The 13,961-nt window shown below is 69.6% G+C and carries 8 protein-coding genes; 5 read left to right on the forward strand and 3 right to left on the reverse strand.

The genetic code is table 11. The features are described from left to right. Nucleotides 1–92: 92 nt before the first annotated feature. The 3 genes from J2S55_RS39670 to J2S55_RS39680 all read left to right on the forward strand — a co-directional run bounded on the left by J2S55_RS39670 (nt 93) and on the right by J2S55_RS39680 (nt 4,641). Complete coding sequence (locus tag J2S55_RS39670; RefSeq protein WP_306871861.1) at nt 93–3,050, forward strand: S8 family serine peptidase; 2,958 nt, start codon at nt 93–95, stop codon at nt 3,048–3,050. 638 nt (nt 3,051–3,688) lie between these two features. After that, nucleotides 3,689–4,054, forward strand: coding sequence for a hypothetical protein (locus J2S55_RS39675; RefSeq protein ID WP_306871863.1), 366 nt, complete (start codon nt 3,689–3,691; stop codon nt 4,052–4,054). Nucleotides 4,055–4,305: 251 nt separating this feature from the next. Continuing rightward, nucleotides 4,306–4,641, forward strand: coding sequence for a transposase (locus J2S55_RS39680; RefSeq protein WP_306871866.1), 336 nt, complete (start codon nt 4,306–4,308; stop codon nt 4,639–4,641). Here J2S55_RS39680 and J2S55_RS39685 read toward each other — a convergent pair. Then, the gene (locus J2S55_RS39685; RefSeq protein ID WP_306871868.1) at nt 4,592–5,698 is read right to left on the reverse strand and encodes an IS110 family RNA-guided transposase; all 1,107 of its coding nucleotides are present in this window, start codon (nt 5,696–5,698) and stop codon (nt 4,592–4,594) included. The two genes, J2S55_RS39680 and J2S55_RS39685, sit on opposite strands and share 50 nt — an antisense overlap. A 280-nt stretch (nt 5,699–5,978) precedes the next feature. Here J2S55_RS39685 and J2S55_RS39690 point away from each other — a divergent pair, with 280 nt between their 5' ends. Together J2S55_RS39690 and J2S55_RS39695 are read left to right on the forward strand one after the other, a co-directional pair. Then, nucleotides 5,979–6,875, forward strand: a complete 897-nt coding sequence (locus J2S55_RS39690; RefSeq protein ID WP_306875775.1) for an IS3 family transposase — start codon at nt 5,979–5,981, stop codon at nt 6,873–6,875. A 411-nt stretch (nt 6,876–7,286) separates the two neighbouring features. Beyond that, entirely contained in the window at nt 7,287–8,285 is a 999-nt protein-coding gene (locus tag J2S55_RS39695; protein ID WP_306871871.1) for a serine hydrolase domain-containing protein, read from the forward strand. A 213-nt stretch (nt 8,286–8,498) separates the two neighbouring features. Here J2S55_RS39695 and J2S55_RS39700 read toward each other — a convergent pair whose 3' ends face one another. After that, nucleotides 8,499–11,795 carry a hypothetical protein gene (locus tag J2S55_RS39700; RefSeq protein WP_306871873.1) on the reverse strand — a complete coding sequence of 1,099 codons (3,297 nt, stop codon included), beginning with the start codon at nt 11,793–11,795 and terminating at the stop codon, nt 8,499–8,501. A gap of 491 nt (nt 11,796–12,286) precedes the next feature. Continuing rightward, entirely contained in the window at nt 12,287–13,540 is a 1,254-nt protein-coding gene (locus tag J2S55_RS39705; protein WP_306871875.1) for a coiled-coil domain-containing protein, read from the reverse strand. Between the last annotated feature and the right edge of the window lie 421 nt (nt 13,541–13,961).

Genomic DNA, 13,961 nt, shown 5'->3' on the forward strand with positions numbered 1-13,961 from the left:
TCATTGTCACCGGCCACGGGCACCGGGTGGAGCCCGGGCCCGGCCGGCAGGAGGTCGGCTTCACGAGCCAGGTACGTGAGAAGCATCTGTACGTGATTCCGTCCGACGCCCAGCCCCTGGTCGCCCAGGGGGTGCTCGACCGGCGGCTGTTCGACGTCACCCAACTGCTGCAGTGGCGGTACGGAGACGCCGAGATCCGCGACATCCCGCTGATCACGCGGTCGGATGCGGGCCTGGCCCCTGCGCTCAGGGGCGCGCAGGGTACCCGGCAACTCGCCGGCCTTGGCATGACCACGCTCCGCCTGCCCAAGAGCGACGCGGCTCAGGCGTGGAAGGAGATGACGGGCGGCGGCCGTACTCTGGCCGCGGGCACGACGAAGATCTGGCTGGACGGCCGCCGCACCTTCAGCCTCGATCAGAGCGTCAAGCAGATCGGCGCCATCGAGGCGTGGAAGCAGGGGATGACCGGCGAGGGCGTCACGGTCGCCGTCCTCGACTCCGGCTACGACCCTGACCATCCCGACCTGAAGGGCGTCGTCACCCAGGAGCGCAACTTCAGTCCCGATCCCGACATCCGCGACACCCTCGGCCACGGCACCCACGTCGCCTCGATCGTCGCTGGCGCCGGGGAGAAGTACCGGGGCGTGGCGCCCGGCGCGCGGCTCGCCATCGGCAAGGTCGGCGACGCCGTCGGCCCGATCGACTCCGCCATCCTGGCGGGTATGGAGTGGGCCGCCGTCGAGGTCAAGGCCAAGGTCGTCAACCTGAGCCTGGGTGACGCCGACCAGCCCGAGATCGACCCCCTGGAACAGGCGGTGAACACGCTGTCGGCGGAGACGGGCACACTGTTCGTCGTCGCCGCCGGGAACGACGGCGGGAGGCGGCCGGTGAGCAGCCCCGCCAGCGCCGACGCCGCCCTCGCGGTCGGCGCCGTCGACAGGCAGGATCGGGTGGCCTCGTTCTCCAGCACCGGCCCCCGCATAGGCGACCACGCCGTCAAACCGGACCTCACCGCACCGGGGGTCGACATCGTCGCGGCGGCGGCCGAGGGCACCGCCGACGGCGCTCACGTCAAGATGAGCGGTACCTCCATGGCCGCACCGCACGTGGCCGGGGCCGCGGCCGTCCTCGCCCAGCGGCACCCCGACTGGACCGGGCAGCAGCTTAAGGCCGCTCTGGTCGGCAGCGCCGCCCCTTCGTCCGGTGCCACGCCGTTCCAGCAGGGCACCGGGCGGGTGGACGTGGTCCGTGCCCTGAAGCAGCAGGTCGTGGCCCAGACGGCGGGCACCTGGGCCGCCTTCCCCTGGGACGGTCCGGACGGACGCAAGAAGACCGGGACCGTCACCTACACCAACTCCGGCGACGCCCCGGTCAGCCTCGACCTGACCGTCGAGGGAGAAGTGCTCGAACTCGGCGCCCGGCGGCTCGACGTGCCCGCCGGAGGACAGGCGTCGGTCACGCTCAGCATCGACGCGAGCGGCAAGGCCCCCGGCGACTATGCCGGGACGATCACCGCCACCTCGGGCGACAGCGTGATCCGCACCCTGGCGGGTGCGTACGTCGAGCCCGAGTCCTACGACGTCACCATCGCCGTCATCGGCAAGCAGGGCCAACAGGTCGACCCCTGGTCGGCTGAGATCTATGACGCGAAGACGGGGACCGTCACCGCGCCGGTGTTCCGGAACGGCATGGCCACGGTACGGCTCCCCAAGGGCGACTGGGACCTCTACACCATGATCGGAGAGAGGATCGACGGGAAGTTTAACCTCACCGTCGCCAACTCCCCGCTGAAGGTCGATGCAGGCAGCCGACGACTGACGGTGGACACACGCCAGGGCAGGGCGACCAAGGTCACGCTCGACGATCCGACCGCCACGCCTCGGCGTGGTTTCGCCCTCGGGCTGGCCCACGGCGCATGGAATTCGTGGTCGTCGACGAACATGAACGTCAACACCGAGCTCTTCGTCGTGCCGGTTCACCGGCCAGGCCTGACCTACACGTTGAGAACCACGTGGCTGAGCAAGGACGTGTCTCCCAGTCCCTACGTCTACGATCTCGTCGACCGTCGCACCGACGGCGTTCCCGAGAATCCCGTCTACGAGGCCAGGCAGAAGGATCTGGCGAAGGTCTCCGCGACCTACCGGGCCTCGGGAGTGGCGGCCGTGGGGACGCCGATGGCCGGACTACAGGTCGGGGACTTCCCGGGCTCGTTCCTGGCATCACTGGTCGGTGACATCCCCCTGCCCGGCACGCTCATCCACTACCGGACCCCCGGGCTGACCTACGAAAGCGGACTTCAGGTCGGCACCTCCCTGATTTTCGACGGCGGCAAGCTCATGAAGCGCGGGCAGACCGGTGAAGTCTGGAACACCGCGGTCACCGGTCCGTCGTTCCTGCTGCCGGGCGGCAGCCGTACCGGCGACAAGCTGACCTTCTCCGGGGTGGGGCTGTTCGCGGGCGGGGGGCCGGGCAGAACGGGCTCGGACACCGCCGCCACCGGCACCGCCACCCTCGCCAGAGACGGGCAGGTGCTGGCCAAGGCCGACATCGCCAACTGTGAGGTCTACCAGAGGGAAGCATGCGAGCTCCAGGCCGACCTTCCCTCCGAGCCCGGCGCCTACACGCTGACCGCGTCGATGCGCAGGCAGGTTCCGCACTCGACACTCTCCACCGGCGTGGAGTCCGTATGGAGGTTCCGGTCCGCGGCCACGGCGAAGGAGCGGCCACTGCCGCTGACGGCGGTCCGATACAGCCCCACCGGCCTGGATGAGTCGAATCGCGCCAAGCCGGGCAGCGTGACCCGCCTGCCTCTGTGGATCGAGCACAACCCTGGCTCCACCGGGGCAGCGACCGAGTCGGTCCAGGTGGAGATGTCCATCGACGACGGGGCGAAGTGGCGTCGTGTCCCGATCGTCCGCACCGGCTCGGGCTGGACCGCCGTGCTGCCGAACCCGCGCACGCCCGGTTTCGTCTCCCTCCGCGCGGTGGTGACCGATACGGCGGGCACCGGCCTGACCCAGACGATCATTCGCGCCTACGCCGTCGGCTGACCGACGGCTACGTTACGCTCCCCCGGATTCGGTTGCCTTTCGGACCGAATCCGGGGGCAGTACCGTTCGGGACAGAGCGGCTCGACCGGGACCCCGTCGAGCTGACCACACCGGCCGACCGTCTCACCGCGCACGGCGTCATCCTGGAAAGGGGCGTCCGGGCTGTAAGCGTTCATGAGGGCGCGGGCTTCCTGCTCGGCGAGCCGCTCGGCCCCGGAGCCGGGAGTAGTGGGCGCGGAAGGTCGACGAGGCCCATAGAACAATCAAGGCCCTGGTCAGGGAATCATCCCTGACCAGGGCCTTTGAAGTGGAGCGGGTGACGGGAACCGGACCCGCGCTGTCAGCTTGGGAATCATCTACTGACCTTGCCGACCTGAGCTGGAAAAACGGGGGTGCAGGTCAGGGCGGGTCGAGTCCCCGTGATTCCCCGTGAGTGACCGTGGTTCCCCGCCTGTTCTGGCACGCATCTGGCACGCGATCAAGGTTCTGACCGCTTCCTTATCGGGACCATGCCAGTCGTGATCAGCAGCTTAGGAGATGGTTCTGAGCAGTGCTGGACAGGTGGGGGCGTGAGTCATCCTGCTCCTCTGTTGCAGTACCCGTTGCGGTACCTCGACGCCCTGGACGGAGTGAGACACGTGATCGAGATCGACGGCCCCTTCTGTCGTGTCAGTGAGCCCGACTTCGAGATGCTGATCCCCCGATGGGAAGGATGCGGACCTGAGACTGCCAAGGAGGCCGACGCGACCATCACCCTTCCCGACGGCACCCGACGCTACGCCACCTTCATGACCCTCGACGTCGTGAGCAGAGTTATGGACCGCTGGAAGGGCACGGGCGAGAACCTCGGCGGACAGTACTTCTGGTGCTCTGACCTGATCATAATCCGCCAGCCGGGCTTCGCCTCGATGATCGATGCCGTGCGAGACATGATCACGACCGGAGGGATCGAGAGCGCTTGCAGTGTGCTCCCACCTGACGACAAAGAACAGTGCGCGGATTAAAAGTGGAACGCTGCTGCTCCTCCCTTCGCGCCGATCAAATCGTCAAGACGATCCTTCTTTAGCAACTCCAAGGACCGCCAAAGAAAGTCCAAGATTTTTTTAGTCAGAGTTTGTTTTTGTCGTGCAGGCGCAGCCAGGAGTGGCCGGATACGTTAAAGCGCTGACTCGATAGGGATTTGGTGGATTCTGCTGCATGAGTAGTGAGCCTCCCCTCGTAACGTGGAGATCTGGCCTAAGGGGGAGGTCGAGGTATGGGAGAGACCAGACGTAGTTTCGATCCGGAGTTTCGGGCGGGTGCGGTGCGCATCGTGCGGGAGTCCGGGAAATCGATCGCCTCGGTCGCGAAAGACCTGGGGATCAACGCGGGCACGCTGGCCAACTGGATGCAGATGGACCGCCTGGCCCGTGAACAAGACGCCACCGGTGAGCTGGCCGAGTCCGAGCGGGAAGAGCTGACCCGGCTGCGCCGGCAGCGGGCCGAGTGGAGCAGGGAACGCGCTGAGCTGGAGATGGAGCGTGATGAGGCCCCTATGCTTGTCAAGCCGCGATCGCTGGAGACTGCGCTGGTGACAGGGCCGCTGCGATGATCGGGAAGACCTCGCGGGCGACGTAGCGTTTGAGGCAGCGGATGATCTCCTTCTTCGATTTACCCTCGCCGGTGCGGCGTTCGGCATAGTCGCGGGTGCGCTGGTCGCGGCTCAGACGGGTCAACACGATGGTGTAGAGCGCGCTGTTGCCACGTCGGTCGCCCCCGCGGTTGAGTCGGTGGCGGGTGGTCTTGCCGGAGGATGCCTCGATCGGGTTGACCCCGCACAAAGCGGCGAAGGCAGCCTCGCTGGTCAGCCGGTCAGGGTTGTCGCCCGCGGTGATGAGCAGCGCGGCGGCGGTGTCCGGGCCGATGCCGTGCCGCTCCAGCAGCCGTGGTGCGCAGGCGGTGATGATGGAGCGCATGCGCTGCTGGTGGCAGCGGATCTCCTCGGTGAGCGCCAGAATCCGCCGCGCCAGGATACGCAGCACCTCGGTGGCGACGGTGGTGAGGTCGTCGGCTTGGGCGCTGGGCAACTCGGCGCAGCGGCGAAACAGCGTGGCTGGGCCCAGGCCGGCCAGCGATTCGCGCAGGTGCGGTTCGGTGCGGGCCACGATGGCGCGCAGTTGGTTGATGGCCTGGGTGCGGGCCTTGACCGCGGACTCTTTAGCTAGCTTGACCATGCGCAGCATCTCCACCGCCCCGTCACCGGACTTGGCCACGGCGCTGGCCTGCCCGGACAGGACCGCACGGGCGGTGTTTTCGGCGTCAATGGCGTCGGTCTTGCCGCGTCGGCGGCGCACCGCCCGGTCGGGCCGGTTCACCTCGATCACCTGCACCCGGTGGCGGCGCAGGTAGCGGGTCAGGGCGGTGCCGTGGGAACTGGTGCCTTCCACGCCGGCGCGGTGCAACCGCCCGTGGCTGCGAGCCCAGGCCAGCAGTTCGGCATAGCCGCAGGCGGTGGCCGCAAAAGGGCGGGTGCCGACCAAGACGCCCTGGACTGTGAGAACGGCAGCGACATGAGCCTCGGTATGGGTATCGACGCCGACGATGACCTCTTCGCGTTCATCGTCGGTGGAGTGGGTGGTGACGGGGTGGCGGCCGGGGGCGACGCTCACGTGCTCCTCCTGGAGGTGCGGTCATGACAGAGGCACCGACCGGGTGAGGGAGGTCAGGACTGTGATGGTGCACGGCAAGGCCCCTATGGGGACACACCCCCGCCCGATCGACAGCGCCACCGGCACCAGGGCGACAGGTCATCACGAAGGCAGCATGGCCAGTCTCAAGCTGGGTCAGACCCTGGCACCGGGGGGCACGTCATCCATCCTCACAGTGCTCAAGCGCTCGGTGGTCTTGTGGGTCAAGGAGTCGACGGGCCGGTGAGCGCACGCGGCCTTCATCGCCTCCCAGAAGACCGAGCACGATGTTCCCCACGCGACGGCCTGCCGGATCCTGGGGGTCTCGCAGTCCTGGTTCTACAAATGGCGTGGGCGCGCACCGGGTGTTCGTCAGCAGCGTCGCGCCGGCTTGGATGCGGCGATCGAGGTGAAGTTCACCGCCTCGGGCGGCACCTACGGCAGCCCGCGCATTACCCGGGACCTGCACGAGGAGGGCTGGCGGGTCTCGGCCAACACGGTGGCCGCGCGGATGGCCGAACTCGGCCTGGCCGGTCGGCCGGCTGCCAGACGGCGTTCGCTGACGCGCCAGGGCGCCAGGCCCGCGGCACCGGATCTGGTCGGCCGTCAGTTCACCGCCGTCGCACCGGACGTGTTGTGGTGCGGAGATGTCACCGAGATCGTCACCGACGAGGGCAAGCTGTATCTGGCCACCGTGCAGGACCTGTTCTCCCGCCGGTTGCTCGGCTATGCCATGTCTGCCCATCATGACGCCGCTTTGACGGTCGCCTCCTTGCAGATGGCCGCGGTCACCCGAGGCGGCGACGTCGACGGGGTGATCTTCCACTCCGATCGCGGCGGTGAGTACACCGCTGCCCGGTTCCAGGCTGCCTGCCGCCACTGGGGTGTGGTGCAGTCGATGGGCCGGGCCGGCTGCGCGCTGGACAACGCTCCGGCCGAATCGTTCAACGTCACGCTCAAAGTCGAGCTCGCCCACCGGTATCGCTTCGCCACCCGCGCCGAGGCCCGGCTGAAGATCGCGACCTGGATCGCCGGTTTCTACAACACCCGCCGCCGCCACAGCGCCGCCGACGGGTTACCACCGATCATCTACGAACAGCGGATCGCGGCCGTTAGAGCGGCCACCACGGTGAGACGTCAGCAGCTCATAGCCGCATAGAAAAGTCTCCACGATTTCAGGGGATTGCCACTCGGTTACTCGGCACCCGCTCGGTGATCATCGTTTTGTGAACTACCCTCAGCGGCCAAGTAGCGCTGCGACAGATCACCGTCACCCCGAGATCCTTGACCGGCACTTCCCGCCAGCGCGGCCGTAGCCGTCACCGACGGGCACAGTCAGGAGTACGAGACGATTACCGAGCTCACGGATTTCAAGACCGAAGCGCTGTCCCGCCTCGCCGCCCAACACGACGAGACCATCTGTCTGCGCCGACAGGCTCACCAGGTTGCCGACGTCCACCGATTGCCGATCCGCGGTTCCGTCATCGAACCAGGTGACTGAGCACCAGGCGCTCAACGTTGCGCTGAATCAACGGATTGGCAACGGCCCAGGCACTGCAAGGATCATGTCGTGTCCCAGTTGCGCCAACGAATGACAGCCCTGATCTCCGAAGCCGGCTACCGCAGTGACGAACCGGTCCTGGTCGGGATGCAGCAACCCGGAGCGCCGCCTGTCCTCCTGGCCCAAGGGCTGACAGTCACCGGCGAGTCGGTGACCGCCACGACGCTCGTCTATGCGGCGTCGCTGTCGAAGCAGATGACCGCGGCCTGCGCGGCGCTGCTCGCCCAACAGGGGGCACTGGACATGGAAGCGCCCCTGTCACGCTGGCTGCCCCAGCTACCGGCGTGGGCCGGCACCGTCCGCCTGCGGCACCTCGTCCATCACACCGCGGCCCTCCCCGCCGACTCCAAGATCGATGCCATCATCACCGGCGAAGCCGACCGGACCACCCCGGGCATCATCCAAGCCCTCACCCAGTTCCCGGCCCTGAACCACCAGCCGGGCACCGAACACGTCTATTCCAACGCCGGATACGTCTGCCTGGCCGCGGTGGTGGAACGAGCGGCGGACATGCCGCTGCCCGACTTCGCCCAGTGCCATCTCTTCGTCCCGCTGGCGATGGCAGACACCCGCTACTGGCCCGGACCTGACCCCACGCCCCCGGGTGCCGCGCCGCTTGCCCGTCTTCATCCCGCCCCGCTGTCCCTGGGTGACGGAGGGGTATGGACGACTCTCCGCGATCTGCTGCGCTGGGGCCAGGCGCTCAACGCCGACGAACTCGGCATCTCGGAGCTCCTGCAGACACCTGGACACCTCGATGACGGAACGCCGATCGACTACGCCTGGGGCATCGGCGTCCGATCACACGCCGCACACCGCGTCTATCGGCACGGCGGAGGCTGGATCGGCCTGCGCGCCCTGCACGCGCGAGTACCCGATCTGGACCTGAGCGTGGCTGTCATAGCGATCAACGACCACACCGAACGCCGAGTCCCGCTCCTCAACAGCATTCTCGATGGGGTAACCCAACCTCAGCCTCTCAACCCGCTGAAGGATGAGCAGGTGTGAGTCCTACGGATATACCCCTGACCTGCTCTGATGTGAGGGCACCGCAGGACTGGTGCGCCGGTCAGTGGTGCGGTGGGCCGGACCGGGGATGCCGTTGACCTCGCCCGGATGCCTCACGTCAACGCTGGTCGGCGAGATCCGTTGGATGTTCCGCGATTACTACCGGGCCCCTGCCGGAGGCGAGCCGGCAGGTGGCCGCGTACTGCACAACGCTCAGCCGACGGTGGTGTCCCAGGCTTGCTGGCGTACCTCGAGGTGTGGGGAATCACGCAGGTCGCGGATGATCTCCCCCCATGGGGGCGCCCAGTCGGTGTGTGCGCCGCCCCACTGGGTGAGCGTGATCGCGAACAAGGCGCCAGCCAGGTCGCCGCCGGCCGTCAGCCGCCGGATCGCGGGCAGCGTGGCGGCGGGCGGCACCTGCGGACGGCTCCGGTAGCTGTCGTACAGCTCGGCGGCTACCCGCTCGGCTGTCTGAGCCGCCAGGATCGGCCGGTTCCCCAGAAGGTCGGCCAGCGTACACAAGGCATCGGCCAATTCTGCGTCCGATGTGGGGAGCAGGGCTATCGCCAGCCGCACCGCCTCGGTCAGCAGGCGCGGCCGGGTGGCGAGCAGGTCCATCGCGTCCTGGGCGAGCCGCATCTGCCATGGCCGCTCCTCGTCCAGCATCGTGGCCAGGCTTTCAGTGATGGCGGTCACGCGCGTTCGCGCCGGCGCCCGCAGGTCCTCGCCGGGTACGGCGGCGGCCAACCGGGCGAGCACGTCGAGCGTCCGAGACTGGATCGCCCCTGTCCGCAGCAGCGCCAGGAACACCTCCATGATCTGCCCGTCAACCCCCGGGTCGGCCACGGCCTCGAGGATCTCCTCGAAGCCGCCGCGGTACCAGTGCGCCCACAAACTGAACGCTTTCGACCCGCGGAAACGTACCCCGGGCAGGTCGGCGGACATGAGCAGCCGCCGTACGAGGTCCGCGTAGCCGGGGCGGGCGGCGGGGGCGTACTCCATCGGGTGGGCCTGGAAGAGCGTGCGCAGGATCACCTCGTCGGCGTACCGGCCGGGGGTCTCCATCAGAGCGGCCAGGGTGCGCGGGTCCTCGGGCATGCCGCGCAGCACCGCGGCCACGGTCGCGCGTACGTCCCGATGCAGGCCGGGGTCCTCCCATGCCCGCAGCAACACCTCCACCGCGCCCGGCGGGCGGTCGCGGTGGAGCCGACGGGCGGCCAGCTTGCGCAGGGTGATCTTGCTTTCAGGGGCGGTCAGCGCCTGCTCCAGGAACGGGCCCAGCCGGGACGGGGCGCCGGACCGGCAGGCGCGCGCCAGGGCGATCACCGCGGCACGGGAGGCCGGGCCGCCGGCGTGCCGCAGGAGCAGGGGCATCGCGTCGGCGCCCGCCATGGCCATGACGGCGGCCTCGGCCAGCACCGTGTTCTCGTGGTCCGCCCAGGTGGCGAGGAGGTCGAGCCCGCCGCCGACCCGTCCGAACGCCTGGACCGCCGTCGCCCGGACGGAGACGGGCAACCGCTCGTCGCCGACGGTGGCGGCGAGCTTGGCGCGTACGCGGTCGCGCTGGTCAGGGGTCCATCGTCGGGCCTCACCCTCGACGATCGGCGGCACCCACGAGGGGTCGGCGAACCGGCCACCGCGGTCGTGCTCGAGCAGCGGCAGGAGGAGATCGGTACGGCGCCGCGCCACCGCACACCACACGGCGGGCAGCGTCACGGCGGACGGCTCTTCCAGAACAAGCCCGACGATCCGCTCCATCCGCCCATCACCCGCTCGCACCGGCCGCCCGGCCGCGCCGGGTTCCGGCGGTGGGGTCGTTCGGTGGCGGCCGGGTCGGTGGGACAGCCATAGGTCGGCGGCCTCATGGGCGAGTGGCTCCGGTGCCTGGCCGATGGCGGCGCGCAGGTCGTCCTGCAGTTCGGCCAGCGCCCAGCCGCGTCGGCCGAGCGTGCGGGCGAGGGCCACGGCCACGGTGAAGTCCCCCCGCTCGCGCGCTGCCCGCAGGTGCGGCCGCAACAGCGCGAGCAGGTCGTGCTCCTGACCCGTGCGCAGCACCCGGTCCAGCTGATGCGGATCCGTGGGCGTGCCGGGAAAGCCACGATCACGACGGCGGCGACGGGCGGGAGCGGGCCAGCGTGCGTCAGAGTGAGGCACGAGCGCTGGGAGCCCCGCCGCGCCGTACCGGGCCACCAGTGATGCGTATACGCCCATCCCCCACGAGACCAGGGCGGGCGCGAGGGCCGGGTCGTGGTGCCGCAGCACCCGGCCGGCCAGGCTGCGCAGCGCCTCCCGGGTGTCGGGGGAGGAGTCCGGGGCCTGGGCCGCGGCGGTGGCGATGCGGCCCAGCGTGGCGGCGAAGGAGTCGTCGAGCAGCGCGGGCGGCACCTCCAGCAGCGCGGTCAGCAGGTCCCGGCGGAGCGGGTCCCGTTCGTTCACGGTGCGCAGGGCCAGCTCGGCCAGGAGATCATGGAGCAACGCCCGGTTCCGCGTGCGCGCCGTGCACCGTACCAGCAGCGTCCTGGCCAGGCCGCGCCGCCGCGGATCCCCTCCGACGGCCGCCTCGCGCAGCGGGCCGACCGCCTCCTCGTACGGCAGATGGCTGGTGAGCTCCAGCGGGATGTCCGGATTGTCCAGGCAGGAGCGGGCCGAATGCCACACCGAGGCGTGCCAGTCGAGTATGCGCCTGGCCTCGGCCGCCGCCGGCTCGGGAGGCAGCCATCCGAGCAGCCGCATCGCCCACAGCCGGCCTGCTCTGCCCTGCGCCTGCGCGGCCGTCTCGAAGATCGTGACCCGGCGGGCGGGCGGCAGCCGGCGCAGCACCGTATCGAAGCGGTAATCGACCGAGGCGAGCCGCAGCAGTTCGGCGTCCGACGCCGAGCTCAAGTGGCGGAGCAGCGCTTTCGGTGGTTCTTGCCAGCGAGGGGAGGCTTCGGCGATGAACAGCCTCCTGGCGCGTACGGCGTCCGCCCTGAACAGCGCGTTGGCGACCGCGCCGGGAAGCTGGGTGAGAACGTCACGCAGGTCGTACCGTTCCAGCAGTGCCAGCATCCGGTCCGGCTCGGAGAGCGCGGCAAGCTCCACGCCCGCGCCCCGGCGGCGCCACCAGGTCCACGGGCGCACGCCGGTGGCCAGTTCTTGCTCAGCCACCGCCATGATCGCGCCCGCATGCCGCTTGGCCATCGTCGTCCAGGACGTCACCGCGTGGGCCAGCTCCGGCAACCATCGCAGGACCGCCGCGGAGCCGCAGGCCGGCAGCAGCGCGGCCGCCTCGCGGTCGCTCCATCGGGCGCGCACGTCCGGCAACAGCGCCTCGGCCAGCGCGTGCCGGCGGCCGTGCGCCAGCATGCGGTACAGCGCGCGCCGCAGGTCGGCGGGCGCGTCGTCGAGCGCGGCCCGCACCGCCGGATCCGATACGGGCAGCGTACGGACGGCACGCAAGGCCGAGCGCCGCAACCTCATGTCGGGTCCGGCGAGAACCTTCTCGATGAAGCCGATGTCGCGGGCCGCCATGGCGAGATGCAGTGCCGTGTGCCGGGCGTACTGGTCCCCCGCCGACAGCTCGTCCAGGAGAACGCGCAGATGGGAGGTGCCGGCCAGGCGGCGGGCGTGCAGCGCCAGCGCCCGCGCGCGCCGTGGGTGGGGAAGAGGTGCAAGACGCGCCAGCAGCGCGACCGCGGGAATCGATCTCGAGGGCCGGCTCTTCGACCGGCTCCATGGGCCTCAACGGCCTGGGCGGAGAACGCCCTTTCCACTAGTCATGCCGACAATGGTGACCCACCATCCCATTGCCGCGCAACTCGGGGTTCCAGTAATGTCGGCGCGACATGCGCGCCCTGAAGGCCGTGCTCGCCGAGAAGCCGCGCCAGCACCTCAAACTCATCCGTCCGCGACCAATGACGTGCGAGCGGACGGTTGCCGGAGCCTTCAGCCTGGCGGCCGTGGCCACCTGTTTGAGGATCGGCGGGACGTGGCGGCGGGCCAGTGCCCGGCCGGTGACGGCTTCATCGGTCCTGTTCGGGCTCTGCGGCGGCGGGGGTCGGGCGCGCCCGCAGCTGGTCGATCTCGGCTCGCAGCTTCCCTACCTCGGCCTGCAGGGCGTCGTGGCGGGCTTTGAGGTCCTTGCGCTGGCCGCGTAGTTCGGCGAGCAGGTCCTGGTCGGCCTCGTGCCGGGCTTGGGCGCGGGCGAGGTCGGCGGCGCCGGCCGCGCCCTGGGCGCGGGCGTCCTCCAGCTGCGTGCGCAGGGCGCGCAGCTGCTCGTCACCGGCGCGGCGCAGTTCCTCCAGCTCGGTGCGTGTCGCGTCGGTCTGGGCGCGGGCCCGGCGGCTGTCGTCCTGGGCGGCGGCGAGCTGGGTGGCCAGGGTGTCGGTACGGCTGCGCTGCTCGGTGAGCTGGTCGCCCAGCGCTGCCGCGCGGGCCCGCTCGGCGGCCAGGTCCCGGTCGCGGTCGGCCAGGCCGGTCCGCAGCGCCGTGGCGGCGGCCCGGGCCTCCTCTGCCTCGGTGCGTAGCGCGCGCAGCTGGGTGGCCTGGTCGGCGGTCACCGCCGCGGCGTGCTCGGCGGCCTCGGTGGCCTCACCGAGCTTCGTCCCCAGGTCAAGCACTTCGGCGCGGGTCTTCTCCGTCACGCGCTCGAGATCGGCGCGGGCGTTGCCCTCGCGCTCCTCGGCCAGTCGCTGGGCCTGCTCGGCTTCGCGCATCCGCCGCTCGGCGCTGATGCGGGCGCGATCGGCGGCCGCGGCCTGCTCGCGGGCGATCGCGGCGTCCGCGCGGTCCTCGGCGGCTTCGGCTTCGGCGGCACTGATCCGGGCCAGCGCGCCGGTTTCGGCCAGGTCGACCTTTTCGGCGAAGCGGTCGACGAGCGCGGCGAGTGCCTCCTGCAGCGGGCGTGCTTCGGTCAGGATCGCGCCGGACTCGGTCACCGCGGTGGTAACGGCGGTGAGCTGTTCTTTGCGGCGAGCGCGAGAGGCGGCGGTTTTGCAGGCGTCACTGCAGTACTGGCGGGGCCGTCGGCCGGTGGAGCGCGGCAGCGGCTGGCCGTCCCAGGCACATCGGCCGTGCGGGGCCGCCGCATCGGCAGCGGGCGATGGGAGCGGTTCGGCCACCACTCCCGGGCCGCCGTCGGAGCGGCCGGTGGTGCCAGGCGGGTCGTCGTCGAGCGGCGCCTCGGGCGGGCCGGCCAGGTGATCCGGTTCCGGGCGGAGGCCGAAAGCGGTGTTTTTCGGGTCATCCGCAGAGCGGAGCGATGCGTTGTCAGCCACACAAGCACTCTACCAAAACGTGTCTGCAAGACCCGATAAAAAATCGAAGCGTTACGTTACGAAATCTCGGTGATGCGTGCGCACCGAGCAGGCTTGCGATAACTTTGCTTATCGCAAGCCTGGAAGCACAAAGATAGAACCTATGATCCTATGAATTAGCAAGGGATGGCCGCATGCACCTGGTGCAAACTGCCATGAAGTTGTCCTGGCGTAATGCCAGTTGATGTCAGTGGATTTGCCATTTCATGTCAGCAAGATCACTAAGCCTCGCCTGAGCCGCTCGGCGAAGATCCCCGGACGCAGGTAGTTTCCTCAGCTACGAGCCCTGTTCTCCGGAACTTTTCGGCCACGCTCGACTGACGAGTCGTGTCACTTTGCCATGCACTGACAACCCTCATCAGCAGCTTGACCTCTGGTTTTG

The sequence above is a fragment of the Streptosporangium brasiliense genome (assembly GCF_030811595.1).
GTDB lineage: Bacteria > Actinomycetota > Actinomycetes > Streptosporangiales > Streptosporangiaceae > Streptosporangium > Streptosporangium brasiliense.

Bases quoted from the DNA above. Each gene is read 5' to 3' on its own strand.
- J2S55_RS39680 (WP_306871866.1), top strand. From the start codon at position 4,306: ATGGGAGAGACCAGACGTAGTTTCGATCCGGAGTTTCGGGCGGGTGCG.
- J2S55_RS39700 (WP_306871873.1), bottom strand. From the start codon at position 11,795: ATGGCGGCCCGCGACATCGGCTTCATCGAGAAGGTTCTCGCCGGACCC.